This window comes from Rhizobium sp. CFBP 13726, from assembly GCF_014841925.1.
GTDB classification, from domain to species: domain Bacteria; phylum Pseudomonadota; class Alphaproteobacteria; order Rhizobiales; family Rhizobiaceae; genus Neorhizobium; species Neorhizobium soli.
Genome location: NZ_JACYUU010000002.1, coordinates 1,100,870 through 1,120,311, shown reverse-complemented (window position 1 = coordinate 1,120,311; position 19,442 = coordinate 1,100,870). Strand labels below are relative to the sequence as shown.

The window sequence follows — 19,442 nt, the reverse complement described above, 5'->3', positions numbered from 1 at the left end:
TGTTGCGTCCGGCCGGTTTGTTTTTAGGCGCGCAGGTCGAAACGGTCTGCGTTCATCACCTTCACCCATGCGGCAACGAAATCCTTGACGAACTTCGTCTTGGCATCGGCCTGGGCATAGATCTCGGCAATCGCGCGCAGCTGCGAATGCGAGCCGAAGATGAGGTCGGCGCGGGTGGCAGTCCACTTCTGTGCGCTGGTGCTGCGGTCGCGACCTTCATAGACGCCACGCTCGCCGGCGACAGGTGCCCAGACGGTGCCCATGTCGAGGAGGTTGACGAAGAAGTCGTTCGTCAGCGTTTCCTTGGCATTCGTGAACACGCCATGCTCAGGGGTGCCGACGTTCAGAACACGAAGGCCACCGACCAGAACGGTCATTTCCGGTGCCGTCAGGGTCAGAAGCTGGGCGCGGTCGACCAGTGCTTCTTCCGCCTGCATGAACTGCGTGCGCTTTTCGTTCACGTAGTTGCGGAAACCGTCGATGCGCGGCTCGAGTGCTGCAAACGACAGGGCGTCGGTCTGCGCCTCGGAGGCATCCATTCGGCCGGGCGAGAAGGGCACGACGACATCGTGACCAGCAGCCTTCGCCGCCTTTTCAACGCCGGCAGCGCCAGCCAGCACGATCAGGTCGGCAAGCGAGACCTTCTTTGCACCGGCATGGGCCGTGTTGAAGGCGGTCTGGATGTTTTCCAGCTGACGGAGAACCTTGGCAAGCTGTTCCGGCTGGTTGACGTCCCAGTCCTTCTGAGGGCTCAGACGGATGCGGGCACCGTTGGCACCGCCGCGCTTGTCAGAACCGCGGAAGCTGGAAGCCGAAGCCCAAGCGGTGGACACCAGTTCCTGAACCGAAAGACCTGTTGCCAGAACCTTTTCCTTGAGGTTGGCGATGTCAGCATCGTCGATCAGCGGATGATCGACCGGCGGAATGACGTCCTGCCAGATCAGGTCTTCGGCGGGCACTTCCGGGCCGAGGTAGCGAACCTTCGGTCCCATGTCGCGGTGGGTCAGCTTGAACCAGGCGCGGGCAAACGCGTCGGCAAATTCGGCCGGGTTTTCGAGGAAGCGGCGCGAGATCGGCTCGTAGATCGGGTCGAAACGCAGCGCCAGGTCAGACGTCAGCATGGTTGGCACATGCTTGCGGCCGGGAATGTGCGCGTCCGGTACAGAAGCGTCGGCGTTCTTTGCCTGCCACTGGTGGGCACCGCCCGGGCTCTTCGTCAGTTCCCATTCAAAGCCGAACAGGTTTTCGAAGAAGTAGTTGCTCCACTGGGTCGGGGTCTGCGACCAGGTGACTTCGAGGCCGCTGCCGATCGTGTCGGCGCCCATGCCGGTGCCGTGCTTGCTCGCCCAGCCGAGGCCCTGCGATTCCAGCTCGCCGCCTTCCGGGTCGGTTCCGACCAGCGACGGATCGCCGGCGCCATGGGTCTTGCCGAACGTGTGGCCGCCGGCGACCAGCGCCACGGTTTCCTCGTCGTTCATCGCCATGCGGGCAAAGGTGCTTCTGATGTCGCGGGCCGAGGCCAGCGGGTCCGGATTGCCGTTCGGGCCTTCCGGGTTGACGTAGATGAGACCCATCTGCACGGCGCCGAGGGGTTCGGCCAGCTCGCGCTCGCCGCTATAGCGCTCGTCGCCCAGCCAGCTGCCTTCGGGACCCCAATAAAGTTCTTCCGGCTCCCACACGTCGGCACGGCCGCCGGCAAAACCGAAGGTCTTGAAGCCCATCGATTCCAGCGCGACGTTGCCGGTCAGGATCATCAGGTCGGCCCAGGAGATCTTGTTTCCGTATTTCTGCTTGATCGGCCACAGAAGGCGGCGAGCCTTGTCGAGGTTGACGTTGTCAGGCCAGCTGTTGAGCGGTGCGAAACGCTGCTGGCCCATGCCGGCGCCGCCGCGGCCGTCGGTGATGCGGTAGGTGCCGGCGCTGTGCCAGGCCATGCGGATGAAAAGACCGCCGTAATGACCGAAATCGGCCGGCCACCAGTCCTTGCTATCGGTCATCAGCGCATGAAGGTCCTGCTTCACGGCGTCGAGATCGAGCGTCTTGAATTCTTCGGCATAATCAAACGACTTGCCCAGCGGGTTGGCCAGTGCCGTGTGGGTATGCAGAATCTGAACGTTTAGCTGGCTTGGCCACCAGTCGCGGTTCGAGCGACCGCGAGGCGTATTGCCCTGGGGGTTCTGGCCATGTGCAACGGGACACTTGCCCGCAGTGTCAGTTTTCGTGTCCATGACATTCTCCTTAGATTGTCTGTCGTGCATTGCATGAAAAGGGGAGGATTGTGTGTCGCAACCCGGTGTCTCAAGTCCTACAGGAACATTTCGATAAATTTAAGTTGGATTTCCTGATGGTTGCGATAATTTCACCTTATGACCAATTTTACTCTCAAACAGCTCCGCTATTTCGAGGCTTTGGCGCGCGACGCGAGTTTCCGCAAGGCGGCTGAAGCCTGCGCCATCTCTCAGCCTGCGCTGTCGATGCAGATCAAGGAACTCGAGGATCAAGTCGGTCGCGCCCTGTTCGACCGGGGCACGCGCGACGTCCGGCTGACCGCGTTCGGAGAGCTTTTTGCGCTCAGAGCACGCGACATCGTCCGGGCCGCCGACGAACTCGCGGATCTCTCCCGCGCCTCGCGGGACCGGTTTCTGTCACGGCTTCGCATCGGCGTCATCCCGACCGTGGCACCCTATCTGCTGCCGTCTGTCATCAACGAGCTCAACCGGGCATTCGACGGTATCCGGGTCGAGATCCGCGAAACGCAGACGACCAGACTGGTGCAGGAAGTGATGCAGGGCGGGCTCGATGTGGCGATCGTGGCGCTGCCCGTCTCCGAGCCTTCACTGACGGAGCTCAAACTGTTCGACGAGGAATTCGTGCTGGTGCGCAGCCGTGAGGATGGGGCGAAGCCGGTGCCGGAGCCGGATGCGCTGAAGGAAATGCGGCTTCTCCTTCTTGAGGAGGGACATTGTTTCCGCGATCAGGCGCTGTCCTTTTGCGGCATCGGGTCGAACCGCCCGCGCGAGATCCTGTCTCGGGAAATCATGGAGGGAAGCTCGCTGTCGACGCTGGTGCAGATGGTCGGTGCCGGCATCGGCGTCACGCTTATTCCGGAAATGGCGGTGCCGGTCGAGACCCGCTCGGCGCGGGTCTCCATTTCGCGGTTCGATTCACCGCCGCCGGCCCGCAGCATCGGCATGATCTGGCGCAATTCGACGCCGCTTGCCAAGCAGCTGCTGCAGGTGGCGGACGTGGTGCTTGGTGCGGCCGCCATCATGCGGCAGCAACAGACGGCCTATACGAGGCCGGCTTCCGAAGCGCTCGATACGGACGACGAAGGTGCGGCATCGTCGTCAATCGAGTAGGCGTGGATGTAGTCGATGACCATCTCGGCTCCGTCAGACAGATCGCCCGCCGTTCCGGCCATGCCGCCGACGGCCAGATTGACCAGAAGGTACATCGGTTCATGCATGTCGGAGGGCGTTTCGGCGCTGGCGATTGCCACGTCGTCGTAATACCAGACGATTTCCTCTTCGGTCCACAGCATGCCGTAGGTGTGGAAGCCTTCGGTGCTGGCCACGCTGATCGCCGAGGTCTCGGTCGTCTGCTTGCCGGTCTCGTTGGAATGCACCGAAACATGCACCGTGTTCGGGTCCTGGCCGCGCATTTCCACCACGTCGATTTCCGGCGGCCATGAGCCGTCTTCGGGCAGCAGCCAGAAGGCGGGCCACGTCCCCTGGTCGGTCGGCATGTCGGCGCGCATCTCGAAATAGCCGTAGGTCTGCGAGAATGTCGACTGGGTGTTGAGCATTCCGGACACGTAATCGTAGCCGTTGACCTCGTCGGAGATCGCATCCGGCGTATTCTGCGCGGTGATCGTCAGGGCGCCGTTGGCGACCGAAAACGGGCTGTAGTCCGACGTCGGCTCATAGAGCGGGTTCACGTACCACTGGTCTTCGCCATTGGTCGACAGGGAACTGCCTTCATCCGGCGCCCAGTGGAATTTCGCGTCCCACGTGCCGCTTGTGCCGTCATTCAGGGAAAGCGAATTGAACTCGTCGCCGAATGTTTGCGTCAGGACCGAGCGGTCGAGGCTGAGTGCAAACTGGTCGGCAGAGAGTTCGTCGGCTGTGGTGCCGGCAAAGACGAGGCTGTCGCCATTTCCGAGATCGAGCCGCAGGTCTGCGCCTTCCTGGGTCAGGCTGTTGCCCACCTGTTCGAAGGAGGTGAAGCTGTAGCCATCGAGGCGGATCTTGTCGTCGGCACTGAAATCGGTGATCAGGTCGCTGCCATTGCCCTTGGCGACGATAAATGTGTCGGCCCCGCCGCCACCGGTCAGCACATCGTTTCCGTCGCCGCCATCGAAGGTCTGGCGCGAGGACGAGCCCGAGATGATGTTGTCAAGATCGTTTCCGAAGGCGAAGCGGTTGTCACCGGTGACGCGCAGGTTTTCGATATTGTCCGGCAGCGTGTAGCTCATCCAGGTATCGACCGTATCGATGCCCTGGCCTGCCGCTTCAGCGGCCCGGTTGATGCTGGAATAGAGGTAATAGACGTCGTCGCCGGCGCCGCCGCTCATGGTCACGTTGACGGCGCTGTCGCCGTACATGGAATCATTGGCCGCTGTGCCTGAGAGTGCGTTGCCGGCACCCGTCGCCGAAATCCAGGCTTTGGATGTGCCGCTGTAATACAAGGTTTCGCCAAGGGCGTTCAAAACGGTTTTGGTCATCAAAGTGTCTCCTGTTTGAAAAACGTTGACCTTTGGTCTTCTCCTCCGTTTCGTTAGAGCTCCCTGTTTCAGGCTACCGCGTCGATGCTGCACCGCACAGCGCGAACCGCTGGCGGGCTGAACAAGCTGTTCCCATTTCTGGACGCGACTGTTCGGGCCGTCCTTTTTTGCGACAGAAGCGTGCGGGTATGGGGCAGGTGTGCCAGATCTGGCTGTGGACAGTCGCGGTTACGGGCGATCAAGTTCAGGTCCCAGCTGCGCGGTCAGCCATGTCTTGAATGTCAGCATGGACGGGCTGGAATGGATATGGGGCGTGCTGAACCAGTAGCCGAAATCGCTCCGGTAACCGAGGCCGGCCGGATTGATGAGCCTGCCGGTAGCAATCTCGTCGAGGATCAGGCCGCGTGGGATCAGTGCCAAGCCCTGGCCGGCAAGTGCGGCGCGGATCACCATCGTGTAATAGCCGAAGCGGGTAATGTGGCGAACAGTGGCCCCGTCGCGGTTGTGATGAGCTACAAAATGTTGCCAGTGAAACGGCGTCTGGGGATGTTCGAGCATCACGTGTTCGGCGAGGTCGTCGATGTCACAAGGCGTTCCGGCCTTGGCGAAATAGTTCGGCGCGCTCACCAGAAGCACGTCGTGACCGAAGAGATAGGTGCTGTTGTCCCGGTGTTGTGGCGTCGCCGCAAACTCGAAAATGCCGTCCGGGACTTCAGACTGCGACGGCGAGATGAAGGTCGTGAACTGCACCTCGATATCGGGATGCTGTTCCGCAAACAGATGAAACTTCGGCAACAGCCAGCGATCGCCGAAAATCGGCAGGACCTGCAGGCGCAGCACGCCGGGGCCGGGTTTCAGCCGGGCCACCAGAAGCGCGGCGTCTTCCATTGCTTTCAGTGCCGTGCGCGCGTGGTCGATATAGATGCGGCCGGCCTCGGTCGCCACCATGCCGCGCGGCGTGCGCAGGAAGGCGGGGCTGCCGATCAGTTCCTCAAGTGCCAGCAGCTGCTTGCTCACAGCACTCTGGGAGAGCGCCGTCGTTTCCGCGGCAGCACTCGTCGATCCGCGTTCGGCCACCGCCAGCAGAACCTGAAGCGATGCGGTGGACGGCAGGCGCCTGCGACGTTGCTCCATCAGGGTCTCGCTGTTTTGTCGGGATGCGTTCGATCCATTATCGCCAGCGCGCCGTTTTGCGCTAGTCGTTTTTGTCATAGGGCCAAGGAAATAAGTTCGCTTGCCCATTCGTGGTGCACATGGGATCCCTGCCCATTATCTGAACAGAAGGGTTTGCTCATGTCGGCATCCGCACAGCTCTGGGGTGGACGTTTCAAGTCCGGCCCTTCCGAAGCTCTGGCCAATCTTTCACGGGCACCAGCCTCCTATTTCCGTCTCTATCGCGAAGACATCGCCGGCTCCCGGGCGCATGCGTCCGAGCTGAAGCGCGCCGGCGTGCTGGATGCCGCCGAGTTTTCGGCCATCCGTTCGGCGCTCGACACGATCGAGGCCGATGTCGCGGCAGGCCGTGAAACGCCTGTCGCCGGCGACGAGGATGTGCATACGTTTCTAGAGCGGTTGCTGATGGCCCGTCTCGGCGCTCTCGGCGGCAAGCTGCGCGCCGGTCGGTCGCGCAACGACCAGACCGCCAACAACACCCGTCTTTATCTCCGCCGCATGGCACGCGAACTCTCCGCCGGCCTGATCGAGGTCGAGGACGCGATCCGCGAGCAGGCGGCACGCCATGTCGAAACGGTCATGCCCGGTTTCACCCATCTGCAGCCGGCGCAGCCCGTCGTGCTTGGTCATCACCTGATGGCGCATGCGCAGTCGCTGCTGCGCGATCTCGAACGCTTTGGCGATTTCGACCGCCGCTTCGACCGGTCGCCGCTCGGTGCGGCAGCACTTGCCGGTTCCGGCATCGTCAATCGGCCGGACCTGTCGGCACTTGAGCTCGGGTATTCGGCCGCTGCCGAGAACTCGATCGACTCGGTCGCCTCGCGCGATATCGTCGCCGAGTTCCTGTTCATCGCCTCGCTGATCGGCGTCAACCTGTCGCGTCTGGCTGAGGAAATCTGCATCTGGAGCTCCAAGCAGTTCTCCTGGGTGCGCCTGCATGACAGCTATTCCACCGGCTCGTCGATCATGCCGCAAAAGAAGAACCCTGATATCGCCGAGCTGACGCGCGGCATGTCCGGTACGCTGATCGGCAATGTCACGGGCTTTCTTGCCACGATGAAGGCGATGCCGCTCGCCTATAATCGCGATCTCGCCGAGGACAAGAAGGTCCTGTTCGAGACGATCGATACGCTGCAGCTCATCCTGCCCGCCTTTGCCGGCATGGTCGCGACACTGGAGTTCGACGTCGAGAAACTGAAGGCAGAAGCGCCGCGCGGCTTTACGCTGGCGACGGAAGTGGCCGACTGGCTGGTCAGCCAGAACGTCACCTTTGCCGAAGCCCACGAAATCACCGGCGCCGTGGTGCGCTACTGCGAAGAGCGCGGCTATGATCTTGAAGGCCTCACCGCCGAAGATCTGCCGAAGATCGATCCGCGTCTCGGCCCCGGCCTGCTCGAAGCGATCACGCTCGAACATGCGCTTGCCAGCCGCACCGGTTACGGCTGCACGGCACCCGCTGCGGTCCGCGACCAGATCGGCCGGTTCGAGGCAGCGATCGACACCCGCCGTCAGTTCGCGATGGAAGAGATCGTCGCAAAGACGGCTAATGCCGCAAACTCTGCGGAGGCTGGCACACGATGAGCGCATCCACGACCGTTGCTGTAGACGACAGTGCAAAATACGAAGTTGCCAATCTGAAGCTGGTGCCGAAGCGGCATATCGGCCGCAATGTGGCCGCCGGCATCGTCATTCTGCTGATGGCAGCGCTTATCCGCGCCTTCAGCGTCGGTCAGATCGAATGGTCCTATGTGCGCGACTTCCTGTTTGCGCCCGTCATTCTGCAGGGCCTCGTCAACACGCTGGTCATGACGGTTGCTGCCATGGCGATCGGCATCGTGCTCGGCGTCGTGATCGCCATCATGCGGATCTCGGGCAATCCGGTCCTGTCGTGGATCGCGATCGGCTATCTGTGGATCTTCCGCGGCGCGCCGGCACTGCTGCAGCTGATGCTGTGGTTCAATCTGGCGCTGATCTTCCCCACGCTCGGCATTCCCGGCCTGTTCGAATTCCGCACCGTCGATATCATGACGCCGTTTGTGGCGGCCATGCTCGGTCTCGGTATCCAGCAGGGCGCCTATACGTCGGAAGTGGTGCGAAGCGGTCTTCTGTCGGTCGATAGCGGCCAGTACGAAGCGGCCCGCACGATCGGCATGACGCAGATGAAGATGCTGCGCCGCATCGTTCTGCCGCAGGCCATGCGCGTCATGGTGCCGCCTGTCGGCAACGAGGTGATCGGCATGGTCAAGCTCACTTCGCTTGCCAGCGTCATCCAGTTTTCCGAAATCCTGCACAATGCGCAGGTCATCTACTACGCCAACACCCGCGTTCTCGAACTGCTGCTGGTGGCAAGCTTCTGGTATCTCGTCGTGGTGTCCGTTCTGTCCGTCATCCAGCAGCGCATCGAGCGCTATTACGGGCGCGGATCGAAATCTATCAGAGCATCGATGTGAGGTTGGACATGACGAAAGATATTCTGGTCAAGGCAATCGACGTCACCAAGAGCTTCGATGCGTTCAAGGCGCTCGACAAGGTGAGCCTCGAAGTCCGGCGCGGCGAAGTCGCCTGCATCGTCGGACCCTCCGGTTCCGGCAAGAGCACGTTCCTGCGCTGCATCAACCTTCTGGAGCGGATGGACGAGGGTGCGATCTGGGTCAATGACGAGCTGATGGGCTATCGCCGCGAAGGCGACAACCTGCATGAACTGGCGGACAAGGAAATATCCCGCCAGCGTCGCCGCATCGGCATGGTGTTCCAGCGCTTCAACCTGTTTCCGCATCAGACGGCTGTCGAAAACGTCATGGAAGGACCGGTCCAGGTTCTCGGCCAGCCGGTCGCCAAGGCGCGCGAGGATGCGCTTGCGCTTCTCGCCCGCGTCGGCCTGTCCGACAAGGCGAACCATTACCCTTCCGAACTTTCCGGCGGCCAGCAGCAGCGCGTCGCGATCGCCCGTGCCATGGGCATGCAGCCCGACCTCATCCTGTTCGACGAGCCGACGTCGGCGCTCGATCCGGAACTCGTGTCTGAAGTGCTCGATGTGATGAAGGATCTGGCAGCGTCCGGCATGACCATGATCGTCGTCACCCATGAAATGGGGTTTGCACGCAACGTTGCCAACACCGTCACGTTCATGGAAGCGGGCAAGGTCGTGGAAACGGGACCCGCTTCGGAAGTTTTGTCGGCGCCGAAAAGCGCGCGCACCGCGGAATTCATCCGGGCGGTCCATAACTGACCGCCTTCACGTTCAACCAGTCGACAAAAAACAAGAGAACAGGGGATATCATGACCAAGACATTCGCAATCGTCGCCCTCGCAGCCGTTGCTGCCGCCAACTCGGTTTCAGCTCAGGCTCTGCCGGAGCGTATCAAGACCGCCGGCAAGATCGTCGTTGCCAACACGCCGAACTATCCGCCGATGGAATACAAGGACCCGGCCACCAACACGCTGATGGGCCTCGATATCGATCTTGGTCTGGCGCTTGCCAAGCAGCTCGGCGTGACTGTTGAGTGGTCGGATATCGGCTTTGAACAGATGGTCCCGTCGGTTGCCACCGGCCGCGTCGACATCATCCATTCGGGCATGAGCGATCTGCCGAAGCGCCGCGACGCTCTCGATTTCGTCGATTACATGAAGTCCGGCGCCCAGTTCTACACGACGGCGGCCCGCAAGGATGAACTGAAGTCCGAAACCGATCTCTGCGGCAAGAATGTCGGCATGAGCCGCCGCACGTCCTTCCCGGACGAAACGGCGAAGTGGAGCGCGGCCAACTGCGAAGCCAAGGGCCTGCCGGCCGTCAAGGTCGTCGGCACCGAAGGTTCGGCCGATGCCCGCACCCAGCTGAAGCAGGGCCGCGTCGATGCCGCCGTCCAGGGTTCGGAAACCGTTCCCTACCTGATGACGCTCGAGAAGGGTGCGTATGTTTCGATCGGCGCGCCGTTCACTGCCATCTACCAGGGCATCGGTTTCTCCAAGAAGGACACCGAACTGCGTGACGCCTATATCGGCGCGATGAAGGCCCTGATGGCCAGCGGCGAATACAAGACGATCCTTGCCAAGTGGAACCTGGAATCGGCTGCCCTCGACGGCATCTACGTCAACAGCGAAGCCCAGAAGTAAGCTTTCACGTTTTGCAAAACGGGTGCCTCCGGCCTGATCTCCTTCAGGCCGGACGGTCGGCGGACCAGTCCGTTTTGCATCGGAAGCCGGGCTATCTGTTCAGCGGTGGCCCGGCTTTGCATTCTTCCCGACCGGAGGTTTTATAATGCCCTTCGACCTTTCTCCCCGTCCGCTCAATCCGGCGCCTGTCACACCCGCCATGGTTTGGCCGAACGGCGCGAAAAGCGCTCTCTTCATCGGCTTCGACGTGGACGCGGAAACCGCCTGGATCGGCAACAATCCTTCCAATGTCGATCGCATGGTTACGACGTCGCATGGCGGCTACGACGCCCGCGTCGGCATTTCGAAAATCGTGTCGCTGATGGATGAATTGTCGCTGCCGGCGACCTTCTTCATTCCCGGCTGGACGGCACTGGCGCATCCCGCCCAGTGCGAAGCGATCCTGAAAGCTGGCCACGAGATCGGCCATCACGGCTATCTCCATAAGCTGCCCGACCGCGACAAGCTGGATGAGGCTTTCGAGGAAATCGATCGCGGCTATGAGGCGTTGCAGCAGGTGCTAGGCGTGCGGCCGATCGGCTACCGCGCACCATCGGGTGAGAATTTCCCGGAACTGCTCGCCTATCTCTCGAAATCCGGCATGCGCTATTCCAGCTCCTTCCGCGACGATATCCTGCCTTACAGGCATGCGGATCATGGCGGCGAGCGCGGTCTGATCGAGATCCCGGTCAACTTCGCCTTCGACGACTGGAATTTCGGCATGACGAGCCGCACCAGTTCACGGCCGATCTTCGGACGCGACGCGGTGCTGCAGCTGTGGATTGACGAATTCGAGGCGACACATGCTTGGGGCGGCGTCACGACGCTGGTCCTCCATCCGCAGGTTTCGGGACGGCCGATGCGCTGGCATCTGCTGCGCGATTTCCTGATCCATGTGCAAAGCAGAACCGATGTCTGGATTGCCACGGGCGCCGAGATATCGCACCATTTCGACGCGCTGGAAGCGGCCCGCGCAGAGCTTTAAGAAAGACCTGGAGAAACCGACATGACGTTCGACACGAAAAAGCTGGAAGAGCTTCGAGCAAAATACGGCGAAGGCCACGGCGGCAGCATCCATGATCCGGAATTTCGCGCCGTCGCCGACCGGATCTTTTCCGCAAGCGGCACGCGCTCGGCCCCCTATGCGGGCGTTCCGACGCTTCTCGATGCGCCGCTCGTCCACATCGATGCGGACAATCCGGATTTCGGCGATCTTCAGGTAGCGCTGATCGGCGTGCCGATGGATCTCGGCGTCACCAACCGTCCGGGCTCCCGCTTTGGGCCGCGGGCACTGCGCACGATCGAGCGCGTCGGTCCCTATAATCACGTGCTGAAGACCGCGCCGACCTTCGAGATGAAGGTGGCCGATATCGGCGACGTGCCGTTTCGCAGCCGCTACCGGCTGGAGATGAGCCATGACGATATCGAGGCGCATTTCAACAAGGTGATCGATGCGGGCGTGATCCCGTTGTCGGTCGGCGGCGATCATTCGATCACGCATCCGATCCTCAAGGCGGTCGGCCGCGACCGTCCGGTCGGGATGATCCATATCGACGCCCATTGCGATACGGGCGGCGCCTACGATCTCACCAAGTTCCACCATGGCGGCCCGTTCCGCAACGCGGTTCTCGACGGCGTGCTTGATCCGACACGGGTGATCCAGATCGGCATTCGCGGTGCGGCCGAATATCTGTGGGAGTTCTCCTTCGAAAGCGGGATGACCGTCATTCATGCCGAAGAGATCGGCACGATGGGCATCGACGCCGTCATCGCCAAGGCGCGCGAGATCGTCGGCGATGGCCCGACCTATCTGTCCTTCGATATCGACAGCCTCGATCCGGCCTATGCGCCGGGCACCGGCACGCCTGAAATCGGCGGGCTCACCAGCCGTCAGGCGCTCGATATCCTGCACGGGCTCAAAGGTCTGAATTTCGTCGGCGGCGACGTCGTCGAAGTGGCGCCGCAATACGATACGACGACCAACACGGCGCATGCGGGCGCGCAGATGCTGTTCGAGATCCTCAGCCTGATCCGCTTCAGCCCTGCACTGAAGGGCTGAGCTCTAAGCCTTCTGACAGTAATGCGCCGTCGGTGCGTTACTGTCAGGCTCGGCTTCGCCTGGCTGCGGCGACACGATCGGCTTGAACAGGCTCCGATCGGGCTTGAGATCAAGAAGTGGCGTGCCATCGAGGCAATCCATGCCGCGCACCAGAAGCACATTGCCCTCTACGCCTTCAAGAACCACGATCGACGTCCCGATCGGGTTCGGCCGGACAGGAGAGCGCAGAGAGAAGGTGCCGTGCACCTTGCCGCTGCTGGCGGGGCTCTGCAGAACCAGATCGCGGCGCGCCTGATGCAGCCAGTAGAGGATTTCCAGCCTCTCGAATGTCTCGACGCCCTTCAGGGCCGCAACCCAGGGCTCGAATATCTCGATCCGGCAGATCGGTCCGGTATGGCTGCCCTGACGCGGCGTTTCGCTGCGTGCGGTCCAGGGGGTCGAAATGCGTCCGATGAAGATCAGCCCCGCATCGTTCGCCTCCGGCGGCGTCACCTGAACCTCGTTCTCGCGGATGCCATTATCCTGCGCCATGTCATTCTCCGATCAACTGGTTCTGCTCCACGTTTCGCGAAGCAACCAGATCTCCCCAGCATGGCCGAAATACTGCTGTTTCGCAAAATATGAAGCTGCGCGGAACAGTTTCCCTGTTTCCGGATTTCTTATTGCGAATAATTTGCAACTACGATCTTTATGTGCGAATGAATTGCAATTGCAACAACGAGAGCACGATCGACGATGGATATCCGATCCCGAATGAATTCCAGCGGCTGGCTCAAAAGCGGCGGTGATGCCTCGCTGATGGATGTTCATCGCTCGATCCCGGTGCGCGGACAGGGATCGAAGCTCCGGCGGGCGTTCGCGTTCTTCGGTCCGGGTTATCTCGTCGCCGTCGGCTACATGGATCCGGGCAACTGGGCGACGTCGCTCGCCGGCGGTTCGCAGTTCGGTTACCTGCTCCTGTCGGTCGCACTCTTGTCGAACATCATGGCGATCGTGCTGCAATCGCTCTGCGCCCGGCTGGCGGTCGCTTCCGGCCGCGATCTCGCCCAGGCCTGTCGCGACGCATTCCCGCGTCCCGTCGCCTACATGCTCTGGCTGTTTGCCGAAATCGCCATCATCGCCACTGATATCGCCGAGGTGATCGGCACCGCGATCGGTCTCAACCTGATCTTCGGCATTCCGCTGGAAATCGGTGTTCTCATCACCGCGCTCGATGTCTTCCTCATTCTCTACCTGCAGAAGCTCGGATTCCGGTTCCTGGAAGCCTTCGTCATCGGTTTGCTGGGCGTCATTACCGCTTGTTTCGCCATCCAGATCGCCATGGCGGACCCGAACTGGGGCGAGGTCATTCGTGGCTTTGCGCCGACCACCGAGATCGTCACCAATCCCAACATGCTCTATCTGGCGCTCGGTATTCTCGGCGCCACCGTCATGCCGCATAACCTCTATCTGCATTCCGGCATCGTCCAGACCCGCAATTACGGAGACAGCGTCGAGGAGAAGCGGGAGGCGATCAAGTTCGCGACGATCGATAGCACCGTCGCCTTGATGTTCGCGCTTCTGATCAACGCATCGATCCTCATTCTGGCGGCCGCCGCTTTTCATGCCAACGGCCATACGGCGGTGGCGGAACTCGGCGATGCGCATAATCTTCTCTCACCTGTTCTCGGCTATGCCATCGCGCCGACACTGTTCGGTATCGCGCTCCTATGCTGCGGCCTGAACTCGACGGTGACGGCGACGCTTGCCGGCCAGATCGTCATGGAAGGGTTCCTGCATATCCGGCTGGCAGCCTGGGTGCGCCGGCTGATCACCCGCGGCATCGCCATCATTCCGGCGGCAGCGGTCACCATCCTTTACGGCGATGGCGGCACGGCGGAGCTTCTGATCCTGACGCAGGTCGTGCTCAGCCTGCAACTGTCCTTCGCAGTCTTCCCGCTGGTGATGTTCACGTCCGACAAGCGCAAGATGGGCGTGTTCGTTGCACCTCTCTGGCTGCGTGCCTTTGCCTGGCTGATCGCCATCGTCATCGGCGCCCTCAACATCAAGCTGCTGGTGGATTTCGTCCTGTAACCGGAAAAGGCATCGAGCCCAGGATGTGTTCGGCCGTGCGAGCGATCGTCTCGGCTGCCGCTCCCTTTTTCCACGCAAGCGACAGATGCATGTCGTAGGCCTCGGGAAGCGCGATCGCCGCCATCCGCTCGTCCGGCTGTGGAATGGCCCAGAGCGGCAGAAGCGCGATATAGCCGTGATCGCTGACGAGGTTGGCGATGACGGGAATGGAATCGATTTCGACGAAGGACAGTCCCGCCCGTTCGTCCGGGGTCAGGATGTCCTCGGTCAGCAACCCGAATTTCTGCCGCAACCCGCTCTTGAGGCTCGGCAGCGCTATCGGATGACGCAGGAGCAGTTGCCGCAGATCGCCGCGGTGGTCGGCGATCACATCAGCGGCTCCAACCATGGCAAGTCCGCTCCGCGAAATCACCCGGTGTTCGACGCCGGGCGGCATGTCGAGCGTGTCGACCAGCACGAGATCGTAGGTCCGGTCGGTAATGCCGGACAGCAGCTCCTCGGCATTGGTGCTGGAAATATAGAGCGGCCGTCGCGGCATGTGCTTCGGCCAGTCGGCGGCAAGTTTTGCGAGGATCCGGGCAATCAGGCTTTCGCGTCCAAGCGGCGTCACGGAACCGACGCGGGTCGTCGATGCGGCACGCCGGAAACGGTCGCCGGCATGATCGGAAATCTTCAGCCAGATCGCTTCGAGCTCTTCTCCGAGAGCGATCACCCGTTGCCCGCTCGCATTGGGAACGGCGCCGGCGGCCGCCCGGTCGAGAAGGGGAAGGCCGAGATCGCGCTCCAGACTGCGGATCTGCCGCGTCAGCTGCGGCTGGCCGATGCCGATCTCCTGCGCCGCCCGCCTTATGCTGCTGCTGCGGCCGACCACGAGGAAACGCTGCAGCGCCAGAAGCGGTACGGAAAGCCGGGCTCCGTCTTCGGGCGAGCCGTCTTTGTCGCCGAGACCCGAGAGCTCGCCGACCAGCATGGCAGCTCGCTGCAGATCGCGGCCGATCCGCACGCCCTCAAGCGTCGGCTGGATGCGGTTGCCGGATGTCGTCGTCAGCGGTGTGGCGATATGAAACTGCAACCGTGCCAGCGCGGCAGAGACGCTGGAGACCGGTCGGTCCAGCACCTTCGCCGTTTCGCGGATGCCGCCCAAGGCGAGCACATGATGGGCGATCAGCAGCGAGGCAAGGTCCATGACGGCTTCCGGGTGAGCATATAAGAGGATGACAGCAATGATATCGTGCGTTCACGATATGGGATATCCCTCTGCCGATCAAATTCTCCTAGTCTGCCCCCAAGCGGTTCCGATCGAACGCGCGCCCCAAGGCTAAAGGGCTCAAGGCTTCAAGGCTTCAAGGAGACAGGCCGATGTCGGATTTCGATCTTGTTCTGAAAGGCACGCTGGTCCTTGCCGACCGCATCGTTCCCGAAGGTTATGTGGCGGTCCGCGACGGGCTGGTTGCGTCAGTCGGTCAGGGCCAGATGCCGTCCGCGCGCGAAAGCCACGATCTCGGCGCGTCGCTGATCCTTCCGGGTGCCGTCGATGCGCAGGTGCATTCGCTTTCGCAGAAGAACCAGGAGGATTTCATCTGGTCGACCCGCTCGGCTGCTGCCGGCGGCGTCACCACCATCGTCGACATGCCCTATGACGAGGGCAATCTGGTCTGCTCGGCGGATGCCGTGCGAAGCAAGGCCGCTCATGCGGAAAGCCAAGCGCGGGTCGATTTCGCGCTCTATGGCACCGTCGATCCGCAGGAGGGCGCGGTGCGCATCCGCGAACAGGTTGAAGCCGGTGTCGCGGCCTTCAAGTTCTCCACCTTCGGGACAGACCCGAAGCGTTTTCCGCGCATCTTCGCGCCGCTGATGGCCGAGTGCTTTGCCGCGATCGCGCCAACCGGCCTGACGGCCGGCGTCCACAACGAGAATGATGAATATGTGCGCTGGGCGATGGCTGAGGTGAAGGCATCCGGCATCACCGATTACCGTGCCCACGAGATGTCGCGTCCGCCGCTGACCGAGCTTCTGGCGATGACCGAGATCTACGAGATCGGTGCGGCCACCGGCTGTCCGGCCCATGTGGTGCACTGCTCGCTCGGTCGCGGTTACGAGATCGCCGCCGGCTACCGCGCGCAAGGGCATCGCGCCACGGTCGAATGCCTGATCCATTACCTGACGCTTGACCAGGAAACCGATGCGAGAAGGCTCGGCGGCAAGTCGAAATGCAATCCGCCGATCCGGCCGCGGGCGGAGGTGGAAAAGCTCTGGCGGCATCTGGCGGCCGGCAATGTCACGCTTCTCTCCACCGATCACGTCAGCTGGTCGCTCGACCGCAAGACCAATCCGGACATGCTCGCCAACGCCTCCGGCCTGCCGGGTCTCGAAGCGATGGTGCCACTGTTTATCAAGGGCGCGCTGGAACGCGGCGTGTCGCTCACCTGGGCCGCGAAGCTGATGGCGCTCAATCCCGCCCGGCATTTCCGCATCGATCACGTCAAGGGCGCGCTTGAGGTCGGCAAGCATGCGGATATCGCGGTGCTGACGGCGGAAGAGCATGTGTTCGACGCGTCGAAGACCGGCAACAACGTCGTCGGATGGTCGCCCTATGACGGAATGACCTTGCCCTACAAGGTGGCCGGAACCTATCTTCGCGGCACACTCGCCTATGACGGATCGAAGGTGCTGGCGCAGCCCGGCACCGGCCGGTTCGTGCGTCCCCCGGCCAACCTTTCACTTCAGGATTTTTGATCGCATGACCTCCAATCTCGCCGTCAACGCCGACCGGATCGCTGCCGATATCGAAGCGCTGGCTGCTATCACCGAACCGGACAGGCCCTGGACGCGCCGGGCCTTCACGCCGATGTTTCTCAAAGGCCGCGCCTATGTCGAGAGGATCTTTCGCGAGGCCGGGCTCGAAACTGAGATCGATGCCGCCGGCAACCTGACCGGGCGCCGCAAGGGAACGGTGGAGGGCAAGGGCAAGATCATGCTCGGCTCGCATACGGATACAGTGCCGAACGGCGGCCGGTTCGATGGCATTGCCGGGGTCATCGCGGGTCTCGAAGTGGCGCGCTCGCTCAAGGATGCCGGCATCGCGCTCGAACACGATCTGGAAATCGTCGATTTTCTCGCCGAGGAAGTTTCGATCTTCGGCGTGTCCTGCATCGGCAGCCGCGGCATGACCGGCGTTCGCCCGCCGGAATGGCTGGAGCGCAGCACCGATGGCGTCACGCTCGCAGACGGCATCCGTCAGGTCGGCGGCGATCCGGACGTGATCTTCAAGCGCAACGATATCAAGGCTTTCCTAGAATTGCATATCGAGCAGGGCACGGTGCTGGAGCGCGAAAACGTCGATATCGGCATCGTCGGCGCCATTACCGGCATCTCCCGGTTCGAGATCCTGGCGGAAGGCCGCGCCGATCACGCGGGCACCACGCCGATGAATGCCCGCTATGATGCGCTGGGGGCCGCATCGATCATCGTGCTCGGTATCGAGGAGATCGCGCGGGAGCTTGCGTCGGGCAAAAGCTATTTCGCCGGCACGGTCGGCGAGTTCTCGATGGAGCCGAACGCCGCCAATGTCATCCCCTCGCATGTCCGCATGCTGATCGATGCGCGCGCCGTCGATGACGCGGTGATGGATGAATTCGTCGCTTCCGTCACCGTGCTTTGTGGACAGACGGCCTCGGAGCGCAGCGTGACGATCGCCGAGCCGCGGCGGGTGTCGCATGCGGCTCCGACGCCGATGTCTGAGATGGTCACCGGCGTGCTTGCCGAAAGTGCGCAGCGGATCGGCGCGACCAGCCGGCCGATGGTGTCGGGCGCCGGTCACGATGCGGCCTTCCTCTCCAAGGTGGCGCCGGCGGCGATGATCTTTATCGCCAGCAAGGATGGCCGCAGCCACGCGGCGGAAGAATGGTCCGACAACGACGATATCGCGCTCGGCGCTGCCGTTCTCTTTGAAGCGGTGCTGGAACTGGACAAACGATAAAGGGAGCCCGGGATGGGTCGCATACTGACGGAGAAGGATGTCGAGGCGGCGGTGCGCGGCGGCTCGGTCTATGCGGCCGGCGGCGGCGGCTGGTCGGATCACGGCCGCATGCTCGGCTATGCCGCCGTCTCGGTTGGCAGGCCCGAACTCGTGTCCATCGACGAACTTTCCGACGACGACTGGGTGGCGACGGCTGCCGCGATCGGCGCACCGGCCTCGACCACCGCCTGGGAAATGCAGGGCATCGACTACGTCAAGGCGGTGCAGCTGCTGCAGGATGCGCTGGGCGAAAAGGTTACCGCGCTGATGATCGGCCAGAACGGCAAATCCTCGACGCTCAACGGCTGGCTGCCATCGGCCATCCTCGGCACCAAGGTGCTCGATGCTGTCGGCGACGTGCGCGCCCATCCGACCGGCGACATGGGCTCGATCGGCATGGCAAATGCGCCGCAGCAGATGATCCAGACCGCAGTCGGCGGCAACCGGGCGGAAAACCGCTATATTGAACTCGTCGTGCGCGGCGCCACCGCCAAGGTCTCGCCGATCCTGCGCACCGCGTCCGACATGTCCGGCGGCTTCATCGCCTCGTGCCGCAATCCGTTGCGGGCCTCCTATGTGCGCAACAATGCAGCGCTCGGCGGCATCAGCCTTGCTTTGACGCTTGGCGAGGCGATCATAGAGGCCGATGCCAAGGGTGGATCCGCCGTCATCGACGCGATCGTCAGGACGACCGGCGGCACGATCCTGGCAGAGGCCGAGGTAACGGCCAAATCGGTGGTCTATACGAAGGAAGCCTTCGATGTCGGCACGATCACGCTTGGGTCAGGCGACGGGGCGATCACGCTGCATGTCATGAACGAATACATGGCGGTGGACGATGCCGGCGGCAACCGGCTCGCAACCTTCCCGGACATCATCGCGACGCTGTCGCCGCAGGGCGAACCGATGAGCGTCGGTCAGCTGCAGGTCGGTATGCCGGTGTTTCTGCTCCATGTGCCGAAGACACTCATTCCGCTGTCCTCCAGCGTCAAGGACCCATCGGTCTACCCGATCTGCGAGGCGGCGCTGGGGATTAGCATTGCGGATTATGCGCTGGGATAGGGTAGAAAAGTCCCCGCCCCAAACCCCTCCCCACAAGGGGGAGGGGCTTAACCTGCCGCACCGTCACAGCCTTTTGGGGACACGACAGTGCCGCAGGTTTTCTCCCCCCTTGTGGGGGAGATGGCCGGCAGGCCAGAGGGGGCCTGGCTGCCCCTCACCCTAACCCTCTCCCCGCGAGCAGG

At 62.3% G+C, this 19,442-nt stretch carries 16 protein-coding genes; 11 read left to right on the top strand and 5 right to left on the bottom strand.

All coding sequences use genetic code 11. The annotated features are described in order from the left end of the window. Nucleotides 1–23: 23 nt before the first annotated feature. Nucleotides 24–2,228, bottom strand: coding sequence for a catalase/peroxidase HPI (gene katG / locus IFT66_RS12575; RefSeq protein WP_192077782.1), 2,205 nt, complete (start codon nt 2,226–2,228; stop codon nt 24–26). 138 nt (nt 2,229–2,366) lie between these two features. Here katG and IFT66_RS12570 point away from each other — a divergent pair, with 138 nt between their 5' ends. Beyond that, the gene (locus IFT66_RS12570) at nt 2,367–3,359 is read left to right on the top strand and encodes a hydrogen peroxide-inducible genes activator (protein ID WP_192077781.1); all 993 of its coding nucleotides are present in this window, start codon (nt 2,367–2,369) and stop codon (nt 3,357–3,359) included. Here the strand turns inward: IFT66_RS12570 and IFT66_RS12565 are convergent. Together IFT66_RS12565 and IFT66_RS12560 are read right to left on the bottom strand one after the other, a co-directional pair. Beyond that, a complete protein-coding gene (locus tag IFT66_RS12565) occupies nt 3,290–4,723 on the bottom strand; it encodes a family 16 glycosylhydrolase (protein ID WP_192077780.1) in 1,434 nt (477 codons plus the stop codon). The two genes, IFT66_RS12570 and IFT66_RS12565, sit on opposite strands and share 70 nt — an antisense overlap. 228 nt (nt 4,724–4,951) lie before the next feature. Next, complete coding sequence (locus tag IFT66_RS12560) at nt 4,952–5,857, bottom strand: LysR substrate-binding domain-containing protein (RefSeq protein ID WP_192077779.1); 906 nt, start codon at nt 5,855–5,857, stop codon at nt 4,952–4,954. A gap of 159 nt (nt 5,858–6,016) precedes the next feature. On the opposite strand from IFT66_RS12560, the gene argH reads away from it, so the two are divergent. The 6 genes from argH (at nt 6,017) to speB (ending at nt 12,107) form a co-directional block, all read left to right on the top strand. Further along, nucleotides 6,017–7,477 carry an argininosuccinate lyase gene (argH, locus tag IFT66_RS12555; RefSeq protein ID WP_192077778.1) on the top strand — a complete coding sequence of 487 codons (1,461 nt, stop codon included), beginning with the start codon at nt 6,017–6,019 and terminating at the stop codon, nt 7,475–7,477. Continuing rightward, nucleotides 7,474–8,346 carry an amino acid ABC transporter permease gene (locus IFT66_RS12550; protein ID WP_192077777.1) on the top strand — a complete coding sequence of 291 codons (873 nt, stop codon included), beginning with the start codon at nt 7,474–7,476 and terminating at the stop codon, nt 8,344–8,346. The genes argH and IFT66_RS12550 overlap by 4 nt, the downstream gene beginning before the upstream one ends. An 8-nt stretch (nt 8,347–8,354) precedes the next feature. After that, on the top strand, nt 8,355–9,125 hold the full coding sequence (locus IFT66_RS12545) for an amino acid ABC transporter ATP-binding protein (RefSeq protein ID WP_062581839.1): 771 nt from the start codon (nt 8,355–8,357) through the stop codon (nt 9,123–9,125). Nucleotides 9,126–9,175: 50 nt separating this feature from the next. Beyond that, nucleotides 9,176–10,009 carry an ABC transporter substrate-binding protein gene (locus tag IFT66_RS12540; RefSeq protein ID WP_192077776.1) on the top strand — a complete coding sequence of 278 codons (834 nt, stop codon included), beginning with the start codon at nt 9,176–9,178 and terminating at the stop codon, nt 10,007–10,009. Between the two features lie 145 nt (nt 10,010–10,154). Next, nucleotides 10,155–11,033: a polysaccharide deacetylase family protein gene (locus IFT66_RS12535; RefSeq protein ID WP_192077775.1), complete on the top strand. Its 879-nt coding sequence runs from the start codon at nt 10,155–10,157 to the stop codon at nt 11,031–11,033. 21 nt (nt 11,034–11,054) lie between these two features. Continuing rightward, nucleotides 11,055–12,107, top strand: coding sequence for an agmatinase (gene speB, locus IFT66_RS12530; protein WP_192077774.1), 1,053 nt, complete (start codon nt 11,055–11,057; stop codon nt 12,105–12,107). A 3-nt stretch (nt 12,108–12,110) separates the two neighbouring features. On the opposite strand, the gene tsaA is transcribed toward speB, so the two are convergent. After that, the gene (tsaA, locus tag IFT66_RS12525; protein ID WP_192077773.1) at nt 12,111–12,638 is read right to left on the bottom strand and encodes a tRNA (N6-threonylcarbamoyladenosine(37)-N6)-methyltransferase TrmO; all 528 of its coding nucleotides are present in this window, start codon (nt 12,636–12,638) and stop codon (nt 12,111–12,113) included. A 222-nt stretch (nt 12,639–12,860) separates the two neighbouring features. Here tsaA and IFT66_RS12520 point away from each other — a divergent pair, with 222 nt between their 5' ends. Next, complete coding sequence (locus IFT66_RS12520; RefSeq protein ID WP_062581848.1) at nt 12,861–14,180, top strand: Nramp family divalent metal transporter; 1,320 nt, start codon at nt 12,861–12,863, stop codon at nt 14,178–14,180. Here IFT66_RS12520 and IFT66_RS12515 read toward each other — a convergent pair. After that, nucleotides 14,152–15,366, bottom strand: a complete 1,215-nt coding sequence (locus IFT66_RS12515) for a LysR family transcriptional regulator (protein ID WP_192077772.1) — start codon at nt 15,364–15,366, stop codon at nt 14,152–14,154. The two genes, IFT66_RS12520 and IFT66_RS12515, sit on opposite strands and share 29 nt — an antisense overlap. A 173-nt stretch (nt 15,367–15,539) precedes the next feature. Between IFT66_RS12515 and IFT66_RS12510 the strand changes: the two genes are divergently transcribed. Genes IFT66_RS12510 through IFT66_RS12500 form a run of 3 tightly spaced genes read left to right on the top strand, consistent with a single transcriptional unit; the run spans nt 15,540 to nt 19,260 of the window. Continuing rightward, entirely contained in the window at nt 15,540–16,916 is a 1,377-nt protein-coding gene (locus IFT66_RS12510) for a dihydroorotase (RefSeq protein ID WP_192077771.1), read from the top strand. Between the two features lie 4 nt (nt 16,917–16,920). Further along, nucleotides 16,921–18,159 carry a Zn-dependent hydrolase gene (locus IFT66_RS12505; RefSeq protein WP_192077770.1) on the top strand — a complete coding sequence of 413 codons (1,239 nt, stop codon included), beginning with the start codon at nt 16,921–16,923 and terminating at the stop codon, nt 18,157–18,159. 12 nt (nt 18,160–18,171) lie between these two features. Further along, a complete protein-coding gene (locus tag IFT66_RS12500; RefSeq protein ID WP_192077769.1) occupies nt 18,172–19,260 on the top strand; it encodes a DUF917 domain-containing protein in 1,089 nt (362 codons plus the stop codon). Nucleotides 19,261–19,442 lie beyond the last annotated feature (182 nt).